We start from the raw sequence: 17,252 nt of genomic DNA, 5'->3' as shown, positions 1-17,252 counted from the left end.
CTCGTCTCGGCGGCGCATCTCGTGATCAGACTAGGCCGGTCCCGGCATTCACCGGTGGCGGGTTGACCTTGCCCCTAGGGGCAGCATTTAGATTCGGCGTCATGCGGATTGGTGAAGTCGCTCGGCTGGCGGAAGTCAGTCCGAAAGCGATTCGGCGGTACGAGGCGCTGGGATTGGTGGCTCCGGCCCGGCAGGCGAACGGGTATCGCGAGTACGACGACGACACGATTCGGCTGGTGCGCGAGATCCGTGTGCTCAACCGGCTCGGGATTCCGGTGGAGGAGACCCGCCCGTTCCTGGAGTGCCTGGTGGCGGGTAGCGAGCACGGTGACGACTGCCCGGAGTCGCTGGCCGAGTATCACCGAGCCATCGACGATCTGACCGCACAAATCGAGGTGCTGACCGCCCGCAGGGACGGTCTGATCCAGCGACTGCGGGAGGCCGCGTATCGGCGCAGCGACGCCGTTCCTGCTCCGGGCCTGGACGATCTGATGAAGCTACCCGCTGATCTGGTGGCGCCGATCGACGACGGCGCGGCCGTGCATCTGCCCGGAGTGCGGGTGCCCGCGGTGTCGATCGACGATTCCGGCGGCGAGCGAATCGATCTCGCCGCGCTCGGTCCTGGACGCACCGTCATCTACCTCTACCCGTTGACCGGCCGACCCGATGCCGACATTCCCGCCGGATGGAATGACATCCCGGGGGCCCGCGGCTGCACGCCCCAGTCCTGCGGCTTCCGAGACCACTACGCCGAGCTGCGCGCCGCGGGCGTCGACCGGCTCTTCGGCCTGTCCAGCCAGACCACGCGCTACCAGCACGAGGTTGTCACTCGATTGCGGCTGCCGTTCACGATGCTGTCCGATCCGGACTTCCGCGTGGCCGACGCACTGTCGCTGCCGACCTTCGATTTCGATGGCACCCGGCTCTACAAGCGGCTGACCCTGGTCATCCGCGACGGCGTGATCGAGCACGTCTTCTACCCGGTTTTCCCACCCGACCGACACGCGGCCGAACTCCTGCGCTGGCTACACGAGAAGGAATCCTGACCATGACCGAGATAACCCGCATCACCGACGAGAGCTTCGAGCGACAGGTACTGGCCCGCAAGGGAACCGTCCTGGTTGATTTCACGGCCGAGTGGTGCCCGCCTTGCCACATGATCAAACCGGTGCTCGCGCAGATCGCCGACGAGCGGTCCGACACCTTGACCATCTACACGCTCGACACCGACGAAAACCCCACGGCCGTGCGGGATTACAGAATCATGTCGCAGCCGACCCTGTTGCTCTTCCGCGACGGTCACCTGCTCCGCACCCTCGTCGGCGCACGATCCAAGACCAAGCTTCTCGCCGAACTCGATGCCGCCCTGCACAGCTAGGTTCGAGACCGCAGGGCCCGCAGCTCGGCGGCTCCGTCGAGCAAGGCCAGTGACCGGGATTCGATACTCGCGTCCCGAACCGCCAGCCGCTCCAGCACCTCGTTCCAGCGGCGAGCGCCCCGGAATTCGGCCATGAGGATGCCCAGGGCCGGGATGCCGTACCCGGCGCGGCGGAGCTGGTGCACGATGCGCGCGTCACGGACGTCGGCGGGCGCGTAGACGCGGGCATCTCGAGGAGTGGCGCGGCCCGGAGTCACCAATCCTGTTGTGTCCCAATGCCGCAGGGTCGAGGGACGGATGCCGAGAGCATCGGCGAGCTCGGAGACGCTCATCGAGTCCGCAGCACGGACCTCGGCGATGGGTTCGTCGCTGATGTGGCGGACGGCTGCCCGGGTCGCCTCGAGATCACGGCGTTCGGTGTCGAGGCCCGCGTGCGTGGCATCGAGCAGGGCGAGCATGCGTGCGGGGGAGTCGAGCTGGGCGGCGCGGACGATGTCCTTGGCCACCACGGGCCCGGTTCCGGCCGCGAGCGCGCGGTAGGCCCGAGCCGCCACGACATGACGGTGGTCGTAGACCCGGTACCCGGCCGGCGTCCGTGTCGCGGGCGGCAGGACGCCATCGCGTTCGAGATTGCGGATCTGCTGAACCGAGTACCCCGCCCGGCGCGCCACATCGGCAGTCCGCAGAACAGCGGAGTTGCGACTTTCGACCACCTCACCTCGGCTTTCCGCACCCAAGTCTCCACACGCACTTCGGGTCCACGATAGAACTCATGGATATCGAGGAGATCACCCGGTACATCGAGTCCCTGGACGGCGTCCTGACTCTCGCGCCGGGCCCGGACAGCGCCTTCCCCGAGATCGCCTGGGGCGACAGGTTCTTCTACTACGCCCCCGACGGCCAGGTCCCCGCCCGAACCCAGCCGTTCGCCACGATCATCACCAAGGACTACCCCGACGACGCGACCTCGCAGTTGAACCGCCCGGGGATCTTCCGCCTCAATATCAGCGTCGGGCGGGACGCCTTCATCGCCCGGTTGGGGCATACGCCGCGTGAGGGCGCCGACCACCCGCGCGACCCCGCCGAAGTCGACTCCCTGTTCCCCCATCCGGTCTATGCCGGCGCCGCCTGGCTGTCGGTCATCAACCCGGACACCACGGCTGCGGTGGCCAAGGATTTGCTTGCCCTCGCCCACGACCGCGCGCGGACGTGATAGGCGGTCGACTATTCGTTGACATGCGCGGCCCGCGGTGGTCTCATCAGAGGTAACTGGGGGTTTTCGATGAGTACATCCGAGATGAATCCAGGGCGTGGCGAGACCTGCGATGTATGCATCGTCGGGGCGGGGATCGTCGGGCTGAACGCCCTCTACGTCGCGAGTCGCTACCTGAGTTCCGATCAGAAAGTCATTCTCGTGGACCGGCATCCACGAGCCGGCGGGATGTGGGTCGACGCCTATCCCTACGTACGGTTGCATCAGCCTCATCCACTGTTCACCGCGGGCGACATCAAATGGACGATCGACAAGGAACGCTCCTACCTCGCGACGAAGAGCGAGATACTGGAGCATTTCCAGCACTGCATGCGGGTGATCGGACAACGCGTCCGGGTCGAGGAGTACTTCGGCTTCGACTATCGGTCGCACGAGGAGACCAGCGGCGGCGTGCGGATCACCTGCGCCGGTCCCGACGGCACGCCACTCGTGATCACCGCGACCAAACTGATCAAAGCGTTCGGCACCAATGTGGTTCCGCTGGAACCACTTCAGGTGTCGAGCAACCGGCTGCGGTCGGTATCGCCCAACTACTGCGACGTGCGGGCCGATGACATGGCCGCCAGCGATGCGCCGGTGTGGATCATCGGCGGCGGCAAGACCGCCATGGACACCGCGGCGGCACTGATCACCGCCTCCCCCGGACGGGAGGTCAACCTGGTCGCCGGGCCGGGAACCGTCTTCATCAATCGCGACCGGATCCTGCCGCGCGGGGCGCGCCGCTGGTGGGGCGGCGGCATGCCGAACCGGTTGTTCATCGACATCGCACGCCATTTCGACGGAACCAACGAGCCCGAGGTCCAGGATTGGCTGCTGCGCACCGCCGGGCTGGCGGTGACCCCGCACCCGAACAACTTCTTCGCTGGCCTGTTGTCGGAGTCGGAGCAGCGGACCATTCGCGAGGGTCTGAACACGGTGGTCATGGATCACCTCGAGGACGCCGTCGACCGCAACGGTTCGGTTGAATTGCGGTTCCGCAGCGGCAATTCCACCGAGACCACCGCCGGCAGCTGGCTCGTGAACTGCACCGGCTATCTACTGCACACGAGCACCCCCTATGAGCCGTACGTCTCGCCCAGCGGGTCGGTGCTGTCGATCCAGACCCGTTCGGCGACATTCGGATTCCTGTCGTTCGCCGGCTACTTCCTCACCCACCTGATGTTCCGCGACAAGCTCCGAGAGCTGCCGCTGTACGCCGTCGACGGCGACGACCTGCGAACGAAGACCGCCACCGCCGCCGCCGTCACCTACGGCGCCCTGACCCTGCACCTCTACAACCTGAGCCTCATCTACGACGCGCTCGGACCATCGGTGTTCCTCCGCTGCGGACTCGACTTCGACCGCTGGTATCCCATGCACCGCCGCCTCGGCGACACCGCACACTTCGTCCGCACCCACCACCACGACCAGGACCACAACCGCCGAACCCTCGACACTCTCCGCGACCGATTCGACGCCCGCTGCGGCCCGATCGTCTGAACCTGCCCAGCCGATCCTGTTGCGCGGGCATTCAACGCCTGTCGATCGAGAGAATCGAGTTGTCCACCGCGCGGTGTGCGCGTCCACCGGGCCGAGCCCGACATCACGCTCTACGACCACGCCACCGCTCTTGCCCGCCAATATTCGGGAGTCCCGCTGCCCAATGAGGGCATGCCATACCCGAACACCGACGAATATGCCGTCAGTGACGAATCATCCACCAGGGCAAAAGCTCTCACAACCCAGCTAGGAGCGAGCGTGATCGGGACCGTGACTGGGCGGAGTGCGCGCCGCGGAACCTGCCCTGGCGTCCGCGGCGTCGAGCGCGGGCACCAGCGGGGCGAGCGCGGCGCGCAGCAGATCGGACAGCGAGCCGGACACCACGACGAACCCTGCGATGGCGGTGTCGGAGGCGGGCTGTAGCCATTGTTCGAGCGCGACCCGAATGGCGGCGGCCACCCCGGCGGCGAGTACCGGGGCGGTGAATTCGTCGATGGCGCCCAGGCGTTCGGTGATCGCGGCGGCGAGAGGTTTCGAGATCGCGCCCGTGGTTCCGAGGAACACGTCGCGGAGCGCCGGATGCGTGGTGATCAATAGCAATGCGTCGCGGCGGGTTTCACCCGGGTCGGTGTACTCCGCCAGAACCGCGTCGATGATCGCGTCCGCGAGACGCACCCCGGTGGCTCGAGCGGTGACGGCCGCGGCGACCCGGGCGTCCCGATCGCCGGTGACGGCCGCGACGATCGCCTGGTCGCGGCTGGAGAAGTAGTTGTTGTAGGTGCGCGGCGAGACGCCGGCCGCCTCGGCGATGTCCTCGACGCGCACATTGTCCGGCCCCTGTTCGAGGGCCAGTCGGAGTGCGGCTTCCCGGAGGGCCTCGCGGGTGGCCTGCTTCTTGCGCTCGCGCAATCCTGCCGGACGCGGTGTCACGCCCCGATCCTGCCACACAAAGGTGCGTGCACGAAATATTGCGTGCACGCATGTTTTGCGGCTAGCCTGGCGTCGACGGAACCTCCGGACCGACAGAAGGGATCGCACATGCGAGCCAAGGGAATGACCTATGACACCGGGTTCATCGCGAACGGCCACACGTCACGGCAGGACTTCGACCCCGAGGTTGTCCGGCGGGAGTTGGCGATCATCCGAGACGACCTGCACTGCACGGCCGTTCAGATTGTCGGAGGCGATGCCGACCGGCTCGAAGTGGCCGCGCGGCATGCTGCGGAACTGGGCCTCGAGGTGTGGTTCTCCCCATACCCGCTGGAACGGACGGCCGCGGAGATCCTGGCCCTGTTCGCGGATTGTGCGCGCCGGGCCGAGCGGCTGCGGGCGACCGGAGCCGAGGTCGTATTCGTCACCGGAGTCGAACTGAGCCTGATGAATCGGGAGTTCCTGCCCGGCGACACCGTCTGGGAGAGGCTCGAATTCCTGCTCGGCAACCCCGAGACCCGCAATGAGCGCCTGGCCGAGGTGATCGGTCGTCTCGACAGGTTCCTGGGGGAGGCCGTGGCGGTGGTGCGTGAGCACTTCGGAGGCAAGCTCACTTATTGCGCCATCCCGTTCGAACGGATCGACTGGAGCCCCTTCGACATCATGTCGATCGAGCTCATTCGCTCCGCCGAGGTGGCCGACCGATTCCGGGCCGGGGTGCGCGACCTGGTCGCCCAGGGAAAGCCGCTGGCGATCACCGGTTTCGGCACCGCCACGTGGCAAGGCGCGGCCGATATCGCGCCGCGCAGCAACGAAATCGTCGAATACGACGCCAGCGGCGCCCCGATCCGATTGACGGGCAGCTTCATCCGGGACGAGACCGAACAAGCCGCCTACCTTTCCGAACTGCTCGAGATCTTCGACAGCGAAGCCGTCGACAGCGCCTTCGTATTCCTCTTCGCCCTGCACAGCCACCCGCACCGCCCCGACGGCGATCCCCGCGACGACTTGGACCTGGCCAGCCTCGGCATCGTCAAAGTCCTGGAGCACACCCACGGCGACACCTACCCGGACATGCCATGGGAACCGAAGGAGGCCTTCGCCGCCGTCGCCCGGTCCTACAGCGCCTGAAAGCCCGAACCGGTTGCCGATTCTCATCCGATCACGCACCGACGACGCTCCCGGTATAGCGTGCGACGATGACGGATACGCCGCGTCGTCCACTTCTCTTCCTCGACGTCGATGGACCGCTGATCCCATTCGGCGGCGCTCCTGGACACGGATCCGAATCATCGCCCGGTTCCACGCCTCAGGCCGGGTCCAATCCGCTTCTGGCGCGGCTCGATCCCGAACACGGGCCGCTGCTGGCGGCCCTCTCCTGTGATCTGATCTGGGCAACGACCTGGATGGATGAGGCCAACCATGCGGTAGGTCCGGTACTGGGTCTGCCGACGCTGCCGGTGGTGGATTGGGCGGAGCGGCCGGACGATCGCGTCGACGATTGGTTCGGGCTCCACTGGAAGACCCGAACATTGATCGAATGGGCAGCGGGACGATCGTTCATCTGGATCGACGACGAGATCGGCGACGGCGACCGGCAATGGGTGGCAGCGCATCACGATGGTCGAGCCCTTCTGCATCGCGTCGACCCTCGGATCGGACTGCGGCGCAGTGATTTCGCCGCCCTCGCCGAGTGGATCGATGCCTCCGGGGCAGGTCATTGAGTCGCGCGTGTGCCGGTCAGCGGTGGGATCTGCGCCGCGAAGGTCAACCGACACTGCTATTTCTCGGTGAGGAGCGCATCTGTATGCGTCAGTGGTTACGGTGAACGGGAACCGTCTACCTGGATCGAGAGCCGACCTGATGACCGAGTCTCCACTGATGCTGACCAAGGGGCAGAACGCCGAATTAGCTACTGCCGCGGTGGTGATCGCCGTGAGCATCTCGGCCCCGGTGGACATTTCGGCCTTGCTGGTCACCGCGGCGGGGAAGGTCCGCTCGGACGCCGACTTCGTGTTCTACAACCAGCCTGATGCGCCCGGTGTCCACCTGTCGGCGGGAACCCTGCGGGTGGATCTGAGTCGAGTACCGCCCGAGATCGCGCAGATCCGGGCGGTGGTCACCCTCGATGATCAGCACGCGTCCTTCGGCGCCTATCCGCCGCCCACGGCAACCCTCGCGGATGCGGGCGGAAAGCCGTTGTACGCCTACCGGATCGACGGCCTCGGCAGGGAATCCGTGATCGTAGCGATCGAACTGTACCGTCGCGGTTCGGGCTGGAAGGTGCGTGCTGTCGGGCAGGGCTATGCGGGCGGCTTCGCGGATCTGATCACCGATCACGGCGTGGTCGTCGATCAACCGGCGATCGACTCCGCCGCGCCGGCACCTGCGTCCGCACCCGAGCTGATCGAGTCGGTGCGGTCGATGCCGGGTGAGGCGAAGTTGTCGCTCGAGAAGCGGCAGGTGCTGGATCTGCGCAAACGTGAAGTGGCCAAGGTATTGCTGACCAAGGGCGCACAAGGCGTGCGGGCGAGGGTGATCCTGGTGATCGACAAGACCGGGAGCATGGCCGGACTCTATAAGCGCAAGGTCGTGCACCAGGTGGTGGAGCGGATGATCCCGGTCGCCATTCAGCTCGATGACAACGGTGCGCTCGAGCCGTTCCTCTACGGCCAGAAGTACGCGAAGCTGCCCGATATCACCGTCGAGGACGCCGAGCGATGGTGCGCGACCTTCCTGCACCTGAACGGCGTGCACGCGGGTATCGACTACCGGCACATCGGCGCGGTCAATGACGAGATCCCGATCATGCAGGCGATTCTCGGGTCGCTGCAGAACACCGGCCAGCCGACACTGGTGCTGTTCTTCACCGACGGCGGGTTCAGCAAACGCCGCGAGATCACGCAACTCATGCGAGCCGCGTCGCGGGCGCCCGCCTTCTGGCAGTTCATCGGGCTGGGGCCCAACAACTTCGGGATGCTGACAAAACTCGACGATCTCGATGGCCGGGTGGTCGACAACGCGGGCTTCTTCGCCGTGCGCGACATCGATCAGCTCTCCGACGCCGAGCTGTACCGCTTGCTGCTCAGCGAGTTCCCCTCCTGGTTGCGGGCCGCACGCCAGGCCGGCGTGCTGCGCTGATCGATACCGCTTCGGCTGTTATCCGGCAGGGCACGAGCCGAGCCACCAGACATCGTGTGTAGTCCAGGATTGGCTGTGCCCGGACACACGCAAGCAGACGTTGTCGTCAAAGCTGACCATCAAGCTCCCGTCGTCATCGACGGTGACGTCGTGAACGGTCCGGTTGAGCACTTCGGCCAGCCGTAGCAGCCTGAGCTTCTCGTCGTCCTCGTCCGCTGGAACCAGGACAGCGGGGCCCGATATCACGGTGAAACCGCTGTCGATGTAGAGGCGGACTTCCAGCGGAGATGCTCCGTCACGATGATCGGCGAATGTCACGTACGGCCAGGCTTGCCGAATGCCGATTTCAACGGCGAAGCGTTCGCGCAGGAGGGCGGGGGCATCGTCGTGGTTGAGGTGGAGCATCCAGGTCCTATCCGTCGATGCGATGTGGTCCTACGACGAGAATCTACGGTCCGTCGGTCGCGGCTACGCAGCAGCGTGGACGGCTGCGACACCAGCGGATCGCGGAATTGGTACAGGCGTACATGCGAGCACAGTTTTTCGAGGGATACGTTGGGGTTTCGTAACGTTTGCTGCGACCAAACGTAAACGTATTGTTCGCAACGTCAATTTGGGAAGTGGGGAATCCTGACCTCCGATAAGGTTCACTTATCGGAGGTCAGGCTCGGATCGATTGGTTTGAGGCAGTTCGGGTTTCGTTTCGTGTTGTTCCGTTGGAAATGACGAAACCAACGCTACGATTTGCGGCGTGGCGAGTACTTGCAACTACCCGGGGTGTACGAAACCGATCACGCGCGGCGGAGGGCCGGGGCGGCCGTCGGAATACTGTGAGCACCCCGAGCACACGCGGTGGCGGGCTTGGCGGGAACGGCAGCGGCAGCAGACGGGGGCGGGGGAAGGGTCGGTCGCCAATGTCACTGTGACGCAACAGGGGCCGGTAACCGTGGCTCGGCTACGGGCGGATGAGCTGCTCGGACAGTTTCGGGCGATCGCCGAACAGCTGGGTACGACGTTGAATACGGCGGTGGCGGAGCTTTCCACCCTGGCCGACCCGGCGGTGGCGGAGGCGCAGGTCCAGGCCGTGCAGGCGGATGCGGCGCGGCGGATTGCCGAGGCGGAGATGGCGACCGTGGCGGCCGAGCAGGCGCGGCGGGAGAGCGAAGGGGCCAGGGCTGCGGCGGAATCGGCGGCCGAGGATGCGGCACTCGCGGCGGAGGAAGCCGAGGGGCGGATCGCGGAGGCGCTGGCGGCGCGGGATGACGCGTTGCGGGAAGTCGCGCGGGTGACCAAGCAGGCTGCCGATGATGTGTTCGCGGCGCGGGCCGAGGCGGAGGCCGAGATCCGCACCATCCGCCGGGAATCCAGCGCGGATGTCGAGCGGGCCCGGCAGCAGGCGAGCGAGGACATCGAGCTGGCGCGGACCAAGGCGGCGGCCGAGATCGAGCAGGTGCGGCGGGATTCGGCGCAGCGGATCACCGCGGCGGGCGCGGAGCGGGATCTGGCCGTGCAGCGCGCCGCCGATGCCGAGCGCACCATCGAACGCGCAGAAGCCGCGGTGGCGGAACGCAGTCAGGTGGTCGCCGAAACGCGGTCGGTGCTGGACCAGACGCGCACCGATCTCGACCGCACCAGGACCGAACTCGCCGATGTCCGCCGACAAGCCGCCGCCGATATCGGCACTGTCCGCACCGAAGCCAAAGCGGCACTGGAGCAGGCGCATCAGGAGTCCGCGGCCCGCATCGCGGCGCTCGACGACGCGCGGGCCCAGACCCTGGCGCGGGCCGCCCGCGCCGAGCAACAACTCGACGCCCTCCTCGCAACCCGAAACGAACAGCCCGAGCCCTCCAAGTAACCCCCTTACACCATGCAGCCCCGTTGCGGGGGACAGAGAAATTGAGGGCACCCGCTCCGATGGTGGACCGGAGATTCGCCTCCTAAGGTCGGAGCGGGGGCCTCCGCCCCCGAGTTGTCTTGTCGCGCAGCGGATGTGTCGGGGCTGGGGCTGCGGTGAATTCGGGAGGAAGAATGTCCGCGATTGCGGATCGGTGTGGCCGGGTGCGTGCGGGGAAGGGTGCCGGCGCGGCGGCGGTGTTGATGTTGGCGGCCGTGTTGACGCTGGCGGCAGGGTGTTCCTCGGACGATTCGAAAACCTCGTCGGCGACGACGACCAAACCGTCCACCAGTGTGACGGCCACCAGTGTGGTGCCGACGAGTTCCGGTGCGCCGGTGGCGAGTCCGGGTGGCGGGAACCCGGGCGGAGGCAATCCGGGCGGTGGTAACCCGGTAGCGAACTCGCCGCAGCAGCCGCAGGACGTGGCACCCGGTGACGCGCCGCCGCCCGCGCCCGCACCGGCGCCCGGCGGCGTCGACCACTACGTGAAGTGCACCGACAAGATCAACTATGCCGGGGACCCGCGCAGCAACGCCGAAATCAACCTGCTCGGTGAGCAACACGGTGGCGACTGCCCGGTTCCGATTACCGCCACCGCAACCGCGACGACAACTCCACCGGCGACGACCTCCACCGATCCGGCACCCACCGTCACGTCAACCACGGTTGCTCCGACCACCACGGCAGCGGAGACGACTTCTCCGCAAACCAGCACGGCCGCAGCGACTCCCACCGCCGACCCGGCGACCACACCGGCCGCCGCGACCGTCCAGAAATAGCTCGGGCCGACCCTTGTGACACCTGGTGCCGTTTGCGAATATGACGCAAGATTTCCTGGTGGATAGCGGTATCGTCGGTGGGGGAAAGAGGGGTGTGACACTTGAACATCAACGCCATGCGAGCACGGCAGTCCCGGCCGAGCGTGGCACGCGTATACAGCTACGTCCTCGGCGGGCGCGACAATTACGGTGTCGACAAGGATCTCGGGGACTACTTCATCGAGGACCTACCCGGGTCGGAAAAGTTGGCCATCACCAATCGCGACGCAGTGCTGCGCGCCGCGAAGGCCATGGCGGACGCGGGAATCCGGCAGATCATCGATATGGGCTGCGGACTCCCGGCGGCCGTGAACGTGCACGAGGTGGTGCGGCAGGTCTACCCGGAGGCCCACATCGTGTACGTCGACGACGACCCGTTCGTGGTGGCTCACGGCCGGGCGCTGCTCGCCGTCGATAACGGAATCGTGGTGCTGGAAGCCGATGTTCGCGATCCGGCGGGCATCGAGAACACCGCCGAGGTGCAGCGGCTCATCAACTTCGACGAGCCGGTCGGCCTGCTGTTCGCCATGACGCTGAGTTTCGTCAATGACGAAGAGAATCCGACCTCGGTGGTCCAGTACTGGGCAGATCGGATCGCTTCCGGCAGCCGGATCTACCTCTCGCACTTCCGAACCGGAACCTCGCGCGAGGCGATAGCGACCGCGAGCAAGATCCTGGAAGCCTTCGGCCGCGGACGCTTCCGCACCGACGACGAGATCCGCGCCTGTTTCGGAACGCTCGCGCTCGACGAGGACGATCTGCGCCCATGCGTCCAGTGGCGTGGGGAAGACGCCGAAGGGGACCAGCCCGAATTGACGGTCTGGGAGCAACTGGTGGTCGGTGGCATGGCCCGCAAGCCCTGATCGCCGCACACGACGATGCACCGGTAGCGATCGCTACCGGTGCATCGTGGTTTTCCAGGTCCGCCACCGATGCCCGCCGACCGGCGTAGTCAGCGGGGTGTGCGCCACATCGGCCACAGCGGGGGACCGCCCCGGGTGGCGTCCAAGGTGCCGGTGACCTCGAAGCCGAATCGCTCGTAGTACGGCACGTTGTCGGGTTTGCTGGATTCCAGGTAGGCGGGCAGCCCGTCCGCGTCGCACCGCTCCAGACGCGAATCGAGCAGGGCCCGCCCGAATCCCTGTCCGCGAACGCCGGGCAGGGTTCCGAGGACGGCCAGGTACCAGTGCGGTTCGCGGGGGTGCGCCCGCGCCATCGTCTCCGAGAGTCGGCCGGCGGTCAGCAGCCGGTGCCGGAAGGCGTACAGCAGCCCGGGCAGCTGACGTTTGGTCGCGCTCTCCTGGGCGTGCCAGTGCCCGGGCGGTGCCCAGAGTGCCGCGCCCACGATGGAATCGGCGTCGTTGCACGCCACCTCCACGCCGCCCAGGGGGATGAAGTGGTGGCGGGCCATCGCGGTGAACAATGCGGCGGCGCGGCGAGCGCGGGTGGCGTCGTCGCGGATGAGCCATGCGGTGATCGGATCGTCGGAGAAGGCGATGCCGAGCACTCGCGCCAATTCCGGAATGTCGGATAGCTGAGCCGGACGTACGGTGATCCCCATGGGTTCACGGTAGCGGCTCGGCGACCTCCGCATCGGGCGCTGCCAGCAGGAGGGCAGCCTCGTGATCGTGGGTGGGGATCACCGGAACGAGGCGTTGCGCCAGGTGGAGCCGGTGCAGGGTTTTGAAGGTGGCGTCGCGGTCGTGGTCCATGAAGACGCCCGGATACGTGGCCTTCTGGCGGATTCGGGCGATTTGCAGGGTGTGCCACGCGGCGTCGCCGGCGAGGAGTTTCCAGCCGTGCGTCGTATGGGCGAGAACGCCGATGCTGCCGGGGGTGTGTCCGCCGAGGTCGACCAGGACGACGCTGCCGTCTCCGAAGAGGTCGTGGCTGCGGGTGAAGGTGAGGATCGGGGGACCGTCGAGGTCGTACTCCTGGTGGGGACGGTCGACGAGGGAGTCGCGGACGCCGCCCACGGGCGCGACGGGACCGGTCATGACCCAGTCCCGCTCGACGCTGTGCAGGTGGACGGGCAGGCCCGGCAGGTCGAGCAGACCGCACACGTGGTCCCAGTGGGCGTGCGTGGGCAGCGCGAAGTCCAGTGCGGGCAGGCCCGGTTGGGCTTCCAGGGCCGTGACCGTCGCAATGGTCTCGGCCGGCGGACGCGCGACCGGGCGGATCACGGCGGGCAGTTGCGCGATGGCGCGGTGCTCGGCGTCGATGCAGAAGCCCGGGTCCACGATGAAGGTGGCCTGCGGGTGCTGGATGACGAAGGAGCTCAGCGCGCTGGTGATGCGGCGCGGCGTGGAGACGCCTTCCACGACGACCTGGGTCGGAACCGGGCGGGGGAAGTTGGTCAGAGCCGTCACGGTGACGGTGCGCTCGGCGCGGGGGAGTCCCGCATCGGTGATCGAGCGCAGGAACCGTTCGTCGGCGGGCCGCGGCCGGACCGCGCCGTGGAGGGAACCGATTGCGGCGGTGCAGCATTGCACGAGCGTGGGCTTGCGTACTGGATCGGACATGAAGGAACGCTAATACTTAAGGTCGACATGAAGTAAAGGGGAGAATCGTGACCACAGCGCAGGACATGAGAATCGGTGACGCCGCCGCCGCACTCGGTGTGGAGACGCACGTGCTGCGGCATTGGGAATCGGTGGGCCTGCTGGCACCGCCGCGCAGCCCATCGGGGCATCGCAGCTACAACGAGGACATCCTCGACTACGCCCGCGCGATCCTGACGCTGCAGCGAACCGGCCTGTCGCTGAACCAGATCCGGCAGCTCGGACTCAGCGAGCACACCGATCGCCGGGCCATCATCAACGACCGACGCGCCGAAGTGCGCGAGCGCATCGCATTGCTCGAGGCCACGGATCACTTCCTCGAGCATCTGCTCGCCTGCCGTCACGCCATCATCAGCGAATGCGACGAGTGCTCGGCGTACGTGGCACAGGCCCACGTGCGACGCGCGCCCGACTTCCCGGACCGCGGTTAAGGGAGCGGGGAGACCACGACCGGTGCGCCGTGGGCCGGAACGTGCGTGATGTTCCGGATCCGCACGGGCTCGGCGGTCTTGCCCTGCGGCAGCGAAAGCCGGTAGCGGGTGAGAATCTCCCGCAGCACCGCCGTTCCCTCCATCAGTGAGAACCCGGCACCGATGCACCGCCGCACCCCGCCGCCGAACGGCAACCAGGTGTTGGGCGCGACCGACCCGTCGAGGAATCGTTCGGGCCGGAACGCGAAGGCGTCCGGGAAGGCTTCGGCGCGTTCGTGCGCCAGGATGATCGAGGTTGCGATGACCGTGCCCCGAGGCAGGTCGTATCCGCCGATGGTCAGGTCACGGGTGAGCTTGCGGCCGGTGCCCGCGATGACCGTGTGCAGGCGCATCGACTCCTTCAGCACCGCTTCGAGGTACTTCTCGTCCCCGTCGTGGGCCGCGCGGCGGGCCTGGGTCTGGATCTCGGGATTGGCGGCCAGCTCGTGGCAGGTCCAGGACAGCGCGGACGCGGTCGTCTCGTGCCCGGCCAGCAGCAGGGTGATCAGCTGGTCGCGCAGTTCGGCGTCGGTCAGGGGCGCGTCGTCGGGGTTCTCGCCGGATCCGGCGGCCAGCAGCCGCGACAGCACATCGTCGCGAGCGTCCAGGTTCGGCTGCGCTCGACGCTCCGCGATCTCGCGGTAGAGCAGCTCGTCGATGGCGGATTGGGTGGCGCGGAACCGTTTCCACATGCCGCGCCGTGCCAGGAACGGGTACTTCCAGCCGAACATGATGATCGGACTGACGTTCACGACCTCGCGCAATCGTGGCACCAGGGCGGCCCGGCGGGCTTCGTCGGCCATCCCGAACACCACCTGCATGATGACATCGAGTGTCAGATCGTTCATGCGGTCCAGGGCGTGCACGGTCGTGCCCGGAACCCACCGGTCGACATGGGTTTTCGCGATATCGTCGACCAGCGCCCGGTAGCCGCGCAGCGAGGAGCCGACGAAGGCGGGCATGAGCAGTCGCCGCGCGCGGGCGTGCTCGTCCTCGTCGGTGATCAGCAGCGAGTGCTCGCCCAGGATCTCGGCCAGCAGCCGATTGCCCTCTCCGGCATGCAGGTCCGCGGGGTCGCCGGCGAAGATCTCGCGGATGTGCTCGGGTCGAGTGAACACGACCAGGTTCTCGGCGTACGGCGCGGCCAGATGCAGGGTGAAGGTGTCCCCGTGCCGGCGGACGGCCGACCGGACCAGCGGTCCGCGCCATTTGGTGTAGATGGCGGTCTGCACGATGGGCGGCAGGGCCGGTCCGGGTGGAAAGGTGGTGGTCACGTAGCCGGTTCCCTCCAGTCGCGCCGCCTCGCCGCGGCTGAAACGCTTGCGTACCAGCCTAGAACGCGGGCCGCCGCAGCGGAATCGGCGAACAGATTAGGACTGCCCCTGACCTAGTTGCTTCCTACCGTGGAGACATGACGGTTTTCGAGCCCTTCCGAATCGACATTCCGGACTCCGACATCGACGATCTGCGGACTCGCCTGGCCCGCACCCGCTGGCCCGCCGACCTGCCCGAGGTGGGCTGGTCCTACGGCATTCCGACCGTGTACGTGCGCGAGCTGTGCGAGTACTGGAGCAGCGGCTACGACTGGCGCGTCCACGAGGCCGAACGCAACCGCCATCCCCAGTTCGTCACCGAAATCGACGATCAGCGACTGCATTTCACGCACGTCCGCTCGCCCGAGCCGGACGCCCTGCCGCTGGTGCTGGTGCACGGCTGGCCGTTCGAGGACTTCACCGACATGATCGGACCGCTCACCGATCCGGGCGGGCACGGCGGCGATCCGGCCGATGCCTTCGACGTGGTCATTCCGACGCTGCCGGGGTTCGGTTTCTCCGGACCGACGCGGCACGCGGGGGATGCCGCGACCGAGCGGTCCGCGGAGCTGATCGTGAAGCTCATGGCCGCCTTGGGCTACACCCGCTACGGCACGCACGGCGGGGACGCCGGATCGTTCATCGCTCCCGGCATCGGCCGGCTCGTGCCCGATCGGGTGGCGGGTGTGCACCTCAACGATCCCATCACGATCCCGGCCTGGAACGACGACGGTTCCGGCTACAGCGAGGCCGATCAGCGGAAGCTGGCGCGGCTGAAGGATTGGAGCAGCAGCGAGACCTCCGGGTACGCGGGCATGCATTCGACCCGTCCGCAGACCCTTGCCCCGGCCGTCGCCGACTCCCCGGCGGGCCTGCTCGCGTGGGTGCTCGACGTGGTGAACACCTTCACCGATCCGGCCCGCGAGACCCCGGACGCGGCGATCGACCGCGATCTGTTGCTGACCAACCTCTCGGTGCTGTGGTTCACCAACACCGCGGGTTCGTCCATGCGTCTGTACAAGGAATCCCGGCACTGGGGCGCCGAGCTGCCCAATTCCGGAGTTCCGACCGGAGTGGCGGTCTTCCCAGGTAACGGCACGATTCGCGGCTTGGCCGAGCGGCAGAACACCGTCGCGCACTGGTCGGAGTTCGACCGCGGCGGCCACTTCGCGTCGATGGAGACCCCCGATCTGCTGACCCGGGATCTGCGTGACTTCTTCCGAAAGCTGCGCTGACATTGGCGAATATCGGTCCGCCGCAAGGGGTTCGGCCGCGATCCCGCCGGACTCTGGCAGGATGGCTCTATGGCCGAGATCCACAAGACGACCATGCAGCCCGCGAAGCTGGAATTGCTGACGGCGTGGCTACCCACCCGGCACTGGCATGTCGGCGCCGGGACGCCCGCCCTGGTCAAGTCGGGCGGATTCCGGCTCGACGACCCCGACGGTGAGGTCGGCATCGAACTCATGGTCGTCACCGACCTCGCGGGTCCGGTGCCGGTCGCGTATCTGGTTCCGATGACCTACCGCGGCGCCCGCATCGAGGGTCTGGACCACGCGCTGATCGGCACCTCCGAACACGGTGTGCTCGGCATGCGCTGGCTCTACGACGCCGCCCACGACCCGGTGTTCATCGAACAGGCCGCCCTGCTGCTGACCGGCAAAGCCACCCCGCAGGACCAGAACACCAGTGACACCCCGGACCTGACAGTGCACGTAGTGCCGGGCGACATCCTCACGCCCGCACCGGGATTCCGGCCCACGGTGATCGACACCGACGCCCACACCGACATCGCCTTCGACTCCGACCGCTCCACCAATGCGGGCGCGGAGCTGATCCGCGTGCACCGGCGCCTCGCCACGGGCCGGTCGCTGGGCCGTGACCGGAGCCATCTGGACGCGCCGTGGTCGGCCCCCGACGGCACCACGCCGCGCGGGATTTTCCTCAGCGCTCCCTGACTGCGGATGGGTCCGACGCGCCGAGCGCACATGCAAA

19 protein-coding genes are annotated in these 17,252 nt (G+C 67.2%); 13 read left to right on the top strand and 6 right to left on the bottom strand.

Translation table 11 applies throughout. From position 1 onward, the window contains the following. Nucleotides 1–101: 101 nt before the first annotated feature. Complete coding sequence (locus ABZ412_RS05400; RefSeq protein WP_357276640.1) at nt 102–1,046, top strand: MerR family transcriptional regulator; 945 nt, start codon at nt 102–104, stop codon at nt 1,044–1,046. Nucleotides 1,047–1,048: 2 nt separating this feature from the next. Continuing rightward, entirely contained in the window at nt 1,049–1,378 is a 330-nt protein-coding gene (locus tag ABZ412_RS05395) for a thioredoxin domain-containing protein (RefSeq protein ID WP_357276638.1), read from the top strand. Here the strand turns inward: ABZ412_RS05395 and ABZ412_RS05390 are convergent. Further along, nucleotides 1,375–2,091: a MerR family transcriptional regulator gene (locus ABZ412_RS05390; RefSeq protein ID WP_357276635.1), complete on the bottom strand. Its 717-nt coding sequence runs from the start codon at nt 2,089–2,091 to the stop codon at nt 1,375–1,377. The genes ABZ412_RS05395 and ABZ412_RS05390 overlap by 4 nt on opposite strands. A gap of 59 nt (nt 2,092–2,150) precedes the next feature. Between ABZ412_RS05390 and ABZ412_RS05385 the strand changes: the two genes are divergently transcribed. Together ABZ412_RS05385 and ABZ412_RS05380 are read left to right on the top strand one after the other, a co-directional pair. Then, the gene (locus ABZ412_RS05385) at nt 2,151–2,591 is read left to right on the top strand and encodes a DUF6194 family protein (protein WP_357276633.1); all 441 of its coding nucleotides are present in this window, start codon (nt 2,151–2,153) and stop codon (nt 2,589–2,591) included. 69 nt (nt 2,592–2,660) lie between these two features. Next, nucleotides 2,661–4,130 (top strand): potassium transporter, encoded by a 1,470-nt coding sequence (locus tag ABZ412_RS05380; RefSeq protein ID WP_357276630.1) that lies wholly within the window; start codon nt 2,661–2,663, stop codon nt 4,128–4,130. 246 nt (nt 4,131–4,376) lie between these two features. On the opposite strand, the gene ABZ412_RS05375 is transcribed toward ABZ412_RS05380, so the two are convergent. Continuing rightward, on the bottom strand, nt 4,377–5,060 hold the full coding sequence (locus tag ABZ412_RS05375) for a TetR/AcrR family transcriptional regulator (RefSeq protein ID WP_357276627.1): 684 nt from the start codon (nt 5,058–5,060) through the stop codon (nt 4,377–4,379). Nucleotides 5,061–5,168: 108 nt separating this feature from the next. Between ABZ412_RS05375 and ABZ412_RS05370 the strand changes: the two genes are divergently transcribed. From ABZ412_RS05370 to ABZ412_RS05360, 3 genes are all read left to right on the top strand, one after another. Next, complete coding sequence (locus ABZ412_RS05370; protein ID WP_357276625.1) at nt 5,169–6,191, top strand: hypothetical protein; 1,023 nt, start codon at nt 5,169–5,171, stop codon at nt 6,189–6,191. A 68-nt stretch (nt 6,192–6,259) separates the two neighbouring features. Beyond that, nucleotides 6,260–6,784, top strand: coding sequence for an HAD domain-containing protein (locus ABZ412_RS05365; RefSeq protein WP_357276623.1), 525 nt, complete (start codon nt 6,260–6,262; stop codon nt 6,782–6,784). A 139-nt stretch (nt 6,785–6,923) separates the two neighbouring features. Further along, on the top strand, nt 6,924–8,201 hold the full coding sequence (locus ABZ412_RS05360; RefSeq protein ID WP_357276620.1) for a VWA domain-containing protein: 1,278 nt from the start codon (nt 6,924–6,926) through the stop codon (nt 8,199–8,201). Between the two features lie 18 nt (nt 8,202–8,219). On the opposite strand, the gene ABZ412_RS05355 is transcribed toward ABZ412_RS05360, so the two are convergent. Beyond that, entirely contained in the window at nt 8,220–8,606 is a 387-nt protein-coding gene (locus ABZ412_RS05355) for a hypothetical protein (RefSeq protein ID WP_357276617.1), read from the bottom strand. Nucleotides 8,607–9,228: 622 nt separating this feature from the next. Here ABZ412_RS05355 and ABZ412_RS05350 point away from each other — a divergent pair. The 3 genes from ABZ412_RS05350 (at nt 9,229) to ABZ412_RS05340 (ending at nt 11,776) form a co-directional block, all read left to right on the top strand. Next, complete coding sequence (locus tag ABZ412_RS05350; RefSeq protein ID WP_357276615.1) at nt 9,229–10,056, top strand: hypothetical protein; 828 nt, start codon at nt 9,229–9,231, stop codon at nt 10,054–10,056. A 332-nt stretch (nt 10,057–10,388) separates the two neighbouring features. Next, entirely contained in the window at nt 10,389–10,874 is a 486-nt protein-coding gene (locus ABZ412_RS05345) for a hypothetical protein (RefSeq protein ID WP_357276612.1), read from the top strand. A 116-nt stretch (nt 10,875–10,990) separates the two neighbouring features. After that, nucleotides 10,991–11,776 carry an SAM-dependent methyltransferase gene (locus ABZ412_RS05340; protein ID WP_357276610.1) on the top strand — a complete coding sequence of 262 codons (786 nt, stop codon included), beginning with the start codon at nt 10,991–10,993 and terminating at the stop codon, nt 11,774–11,776. Nucleotides 11,777–11,865: 89 nt separating this feature from the next. On the opposite strand, the gene ABZ412_RS05335 is transcribed toward ABZ412_RS05340, so the two are convergent. Together ABZ412_RS05335 and ABZ412_RS05330 are read right to left on the bottom strand one after the other, a co-directional pair. Next, on the bottom strand, nt 11,866–12,474 hold the full coding sequence (locus ABZ412_RS05335; protein WP_357276608.1) for a GNAT family N-acetyltransferase: 609 nt from the start codon (nt 12,472–12,474) through the stop codon (nt 11,866–11,868). Nucleotides 12,475–12,478: 4 nt separating this feature from the next. Further along, entirely contained in the window at nt 12,479–13,435 is a 957-nt protein-coding gene (locus ABZ412_RS05330; protein WP_357276605.1) for an MBL fold metallo-hydrolase, read from the bottom strand. 47 nt (nt 13,436–13,482) lie between these two features. On the opposite strand from ABZ412_RS05330, the gene ABZ412_RS05325 reads away from it, so the two are divergent. Beyond that, nucleotides 13,483–13,905, top strand: coding sequence for a MerR family transcriptional regulator (locus ABZ412_RS05325; protein ID WP_357276603.1), 423 nt, complete (start codon nt 13,483–13,485; stop codon nt 13,903–13,905). Here ABZ412_RS05325 and ABZ412_RS05320 read toward each other — a convergent pair. Continuing rightward, the gene (locus ABZ412_RS05320) at nt 13,902–15,218 is read right to left on the bottom strand and encodes a cytochrome P450 (RefSeq protein WP_357276601.1); all 1,317 of its coding nucleotides are present in this window, start codon (nt 15,216–15,218) and stop codon (nt 13,902–13,904) included. The genes ABZ412_RS05325 and ABZ412_RS05320 overlap by 4 nt on opposite strands. A 137-nt stretch (nt 15,219–15,355) precedes the next feature. Between ABZ412_RS05320 and ABZ412_RS05315 the strand changes: the two genes are divergently transcribed. Together ABZ412_RS05315 and ABZ412_RS05310 are read left to right on the top strand one after the other, a co-directional pair. Beyond that, nucleotides 15,356–16,492, top strand: coding sequence for an epoxide hydrolase family protein (locus tag ABZ412_RS05315; RefSeq protein ID WP_357276599.1), 1,137 nt, complete (start codon nt 15,356–15,358; stop codon nt 16,490–16,492). 69 nt (nt 16,493–16,561) lie between these two features. Then, a complete protein-coding gene (locus ABZ412_RS05310; RefSeq protein ID WP_357276597.1) occupies nt 16,562–17,215 on the top strand; it encodes a 1,4-alpha-glucan branching protein in 654 nt (217 codons plus the stop codon). Nucleotides 17,216–17,252 lie beyond the last annotated feature (37 nt).

It is taken from the genome of Nocardia sp. NPDC005746 (assembly GCF_040630785.1).
In the GTDB taxonomy this organism is placed as follows: Bacteria; Actinomycetota; Actinomycetes; order Mycobacteriales; family Mycobacteriaceae; genus Nocardia.
The sequence above is the reverse complement of the archived record's forward strand: the minus strand, read 5'-3'. Positions and strand labels throughout refer to the sequence as shown.

What these genes read in the sequence shown, in the direction of transcription:
- ABZ412_RS05400 (WP_357276640.1), top strand. Translation starts at nt 102, where the DNA reads ATGCGGATTGGTGAAGTCGCTCGGCTGGCGGAAGTCAGTCCGAAAGCG.
- ABZ412_RS05395 (WP_357276638.1), top strand. Translation starts at nt 1,049, where the DNA reads ATGACCGAGATAACCCGCATCACCGACGAGAGCTTCGAGCGACAGGTA.
- ABZ412_RS05385 (WP_357276633.1), top strand. Translation starts at nt 2,151, where the DNA reads ATGGATATCGAGGAGATCACCCGGTACATCGAGTCCCTGGACGGCGTC.
- ABZ412_RS05380 (WP_357276630.1), top strand. Translation starts at nt 2,661, where the DNA reads ATGAGTACATCCGAGATGAATCCAGGGCGTGGCGAGACCTGCGATGTA.
- ABZ412_RS05370 (WP_357276625.1), top strand. Translation starts at nt 5,169, where the DNA reads ATGCGAGCCAAGGGAATGACCTATGACACCGGGTTCATCGCGAACGGC.
- ABZ412_RS05365 (WP_357276623.1), top strand. Translation starts at nt 6,260, where the DNA reads ATGACGGATACGCCGCGTCGTCCACTTCTCTTCCTCGACGTCGATGGA.
- ABZ412_RS05360 (WP_357276620.1), top strand. Translation starts at nt 6,924, where the DNA reads ATGACCGAGTCTCCACTGATGCTGACCAAGGGGCAGAACGCCGAATTA.
- ABZ412_RS05355 (WP_357276617.1), bottom strand. Translation starts at nt 8,606, where the DNA reads ATGCTCCACCTCAACCACGACGATGCCCCCGCCCTCCTGCGCGAACGC.
- ABZ412_RS05340 (WP_357276610.1), top strand. Translation starts at nt 10,991, where the DNA reads ATGCGAGCACGGCAGTCCCGGCCGAGCGTGGCACGCGTATACAGCTAC.
- ABZ412_RS05335 (WP_357276608.1), bottom strand. Translation starts at nt 12,474, where the DNA reads ATGGGGATCACCGTACGTCCGGCTCAGCTATCCGACATTCCGGAATTG.
- ABZ412_RS05330 (WP_357276605.1), bottom strand. Translation starts at nt 13,435, where the DNA reads ATGTCCGATCCAGTACGCAAGCCCACGCTCGTGCAATGCTGCACCGCC.
- ABZ412_RS05315 (WP_357276599.1), top strand. Translation starts at nt 15,356, where the DNA reads ATGACGGTTTTCGAGCCCTTCCGAATCGACATTCCGGACTCCGACATC.
- ABZ412_RS05310 (WP_357276597.1), top strand. Translation starts at nt 16,562, where the DNA reads ATGGCCGAGATCCACAAGACGACCATGCAGCCCGCGAAGCTGGAATTG.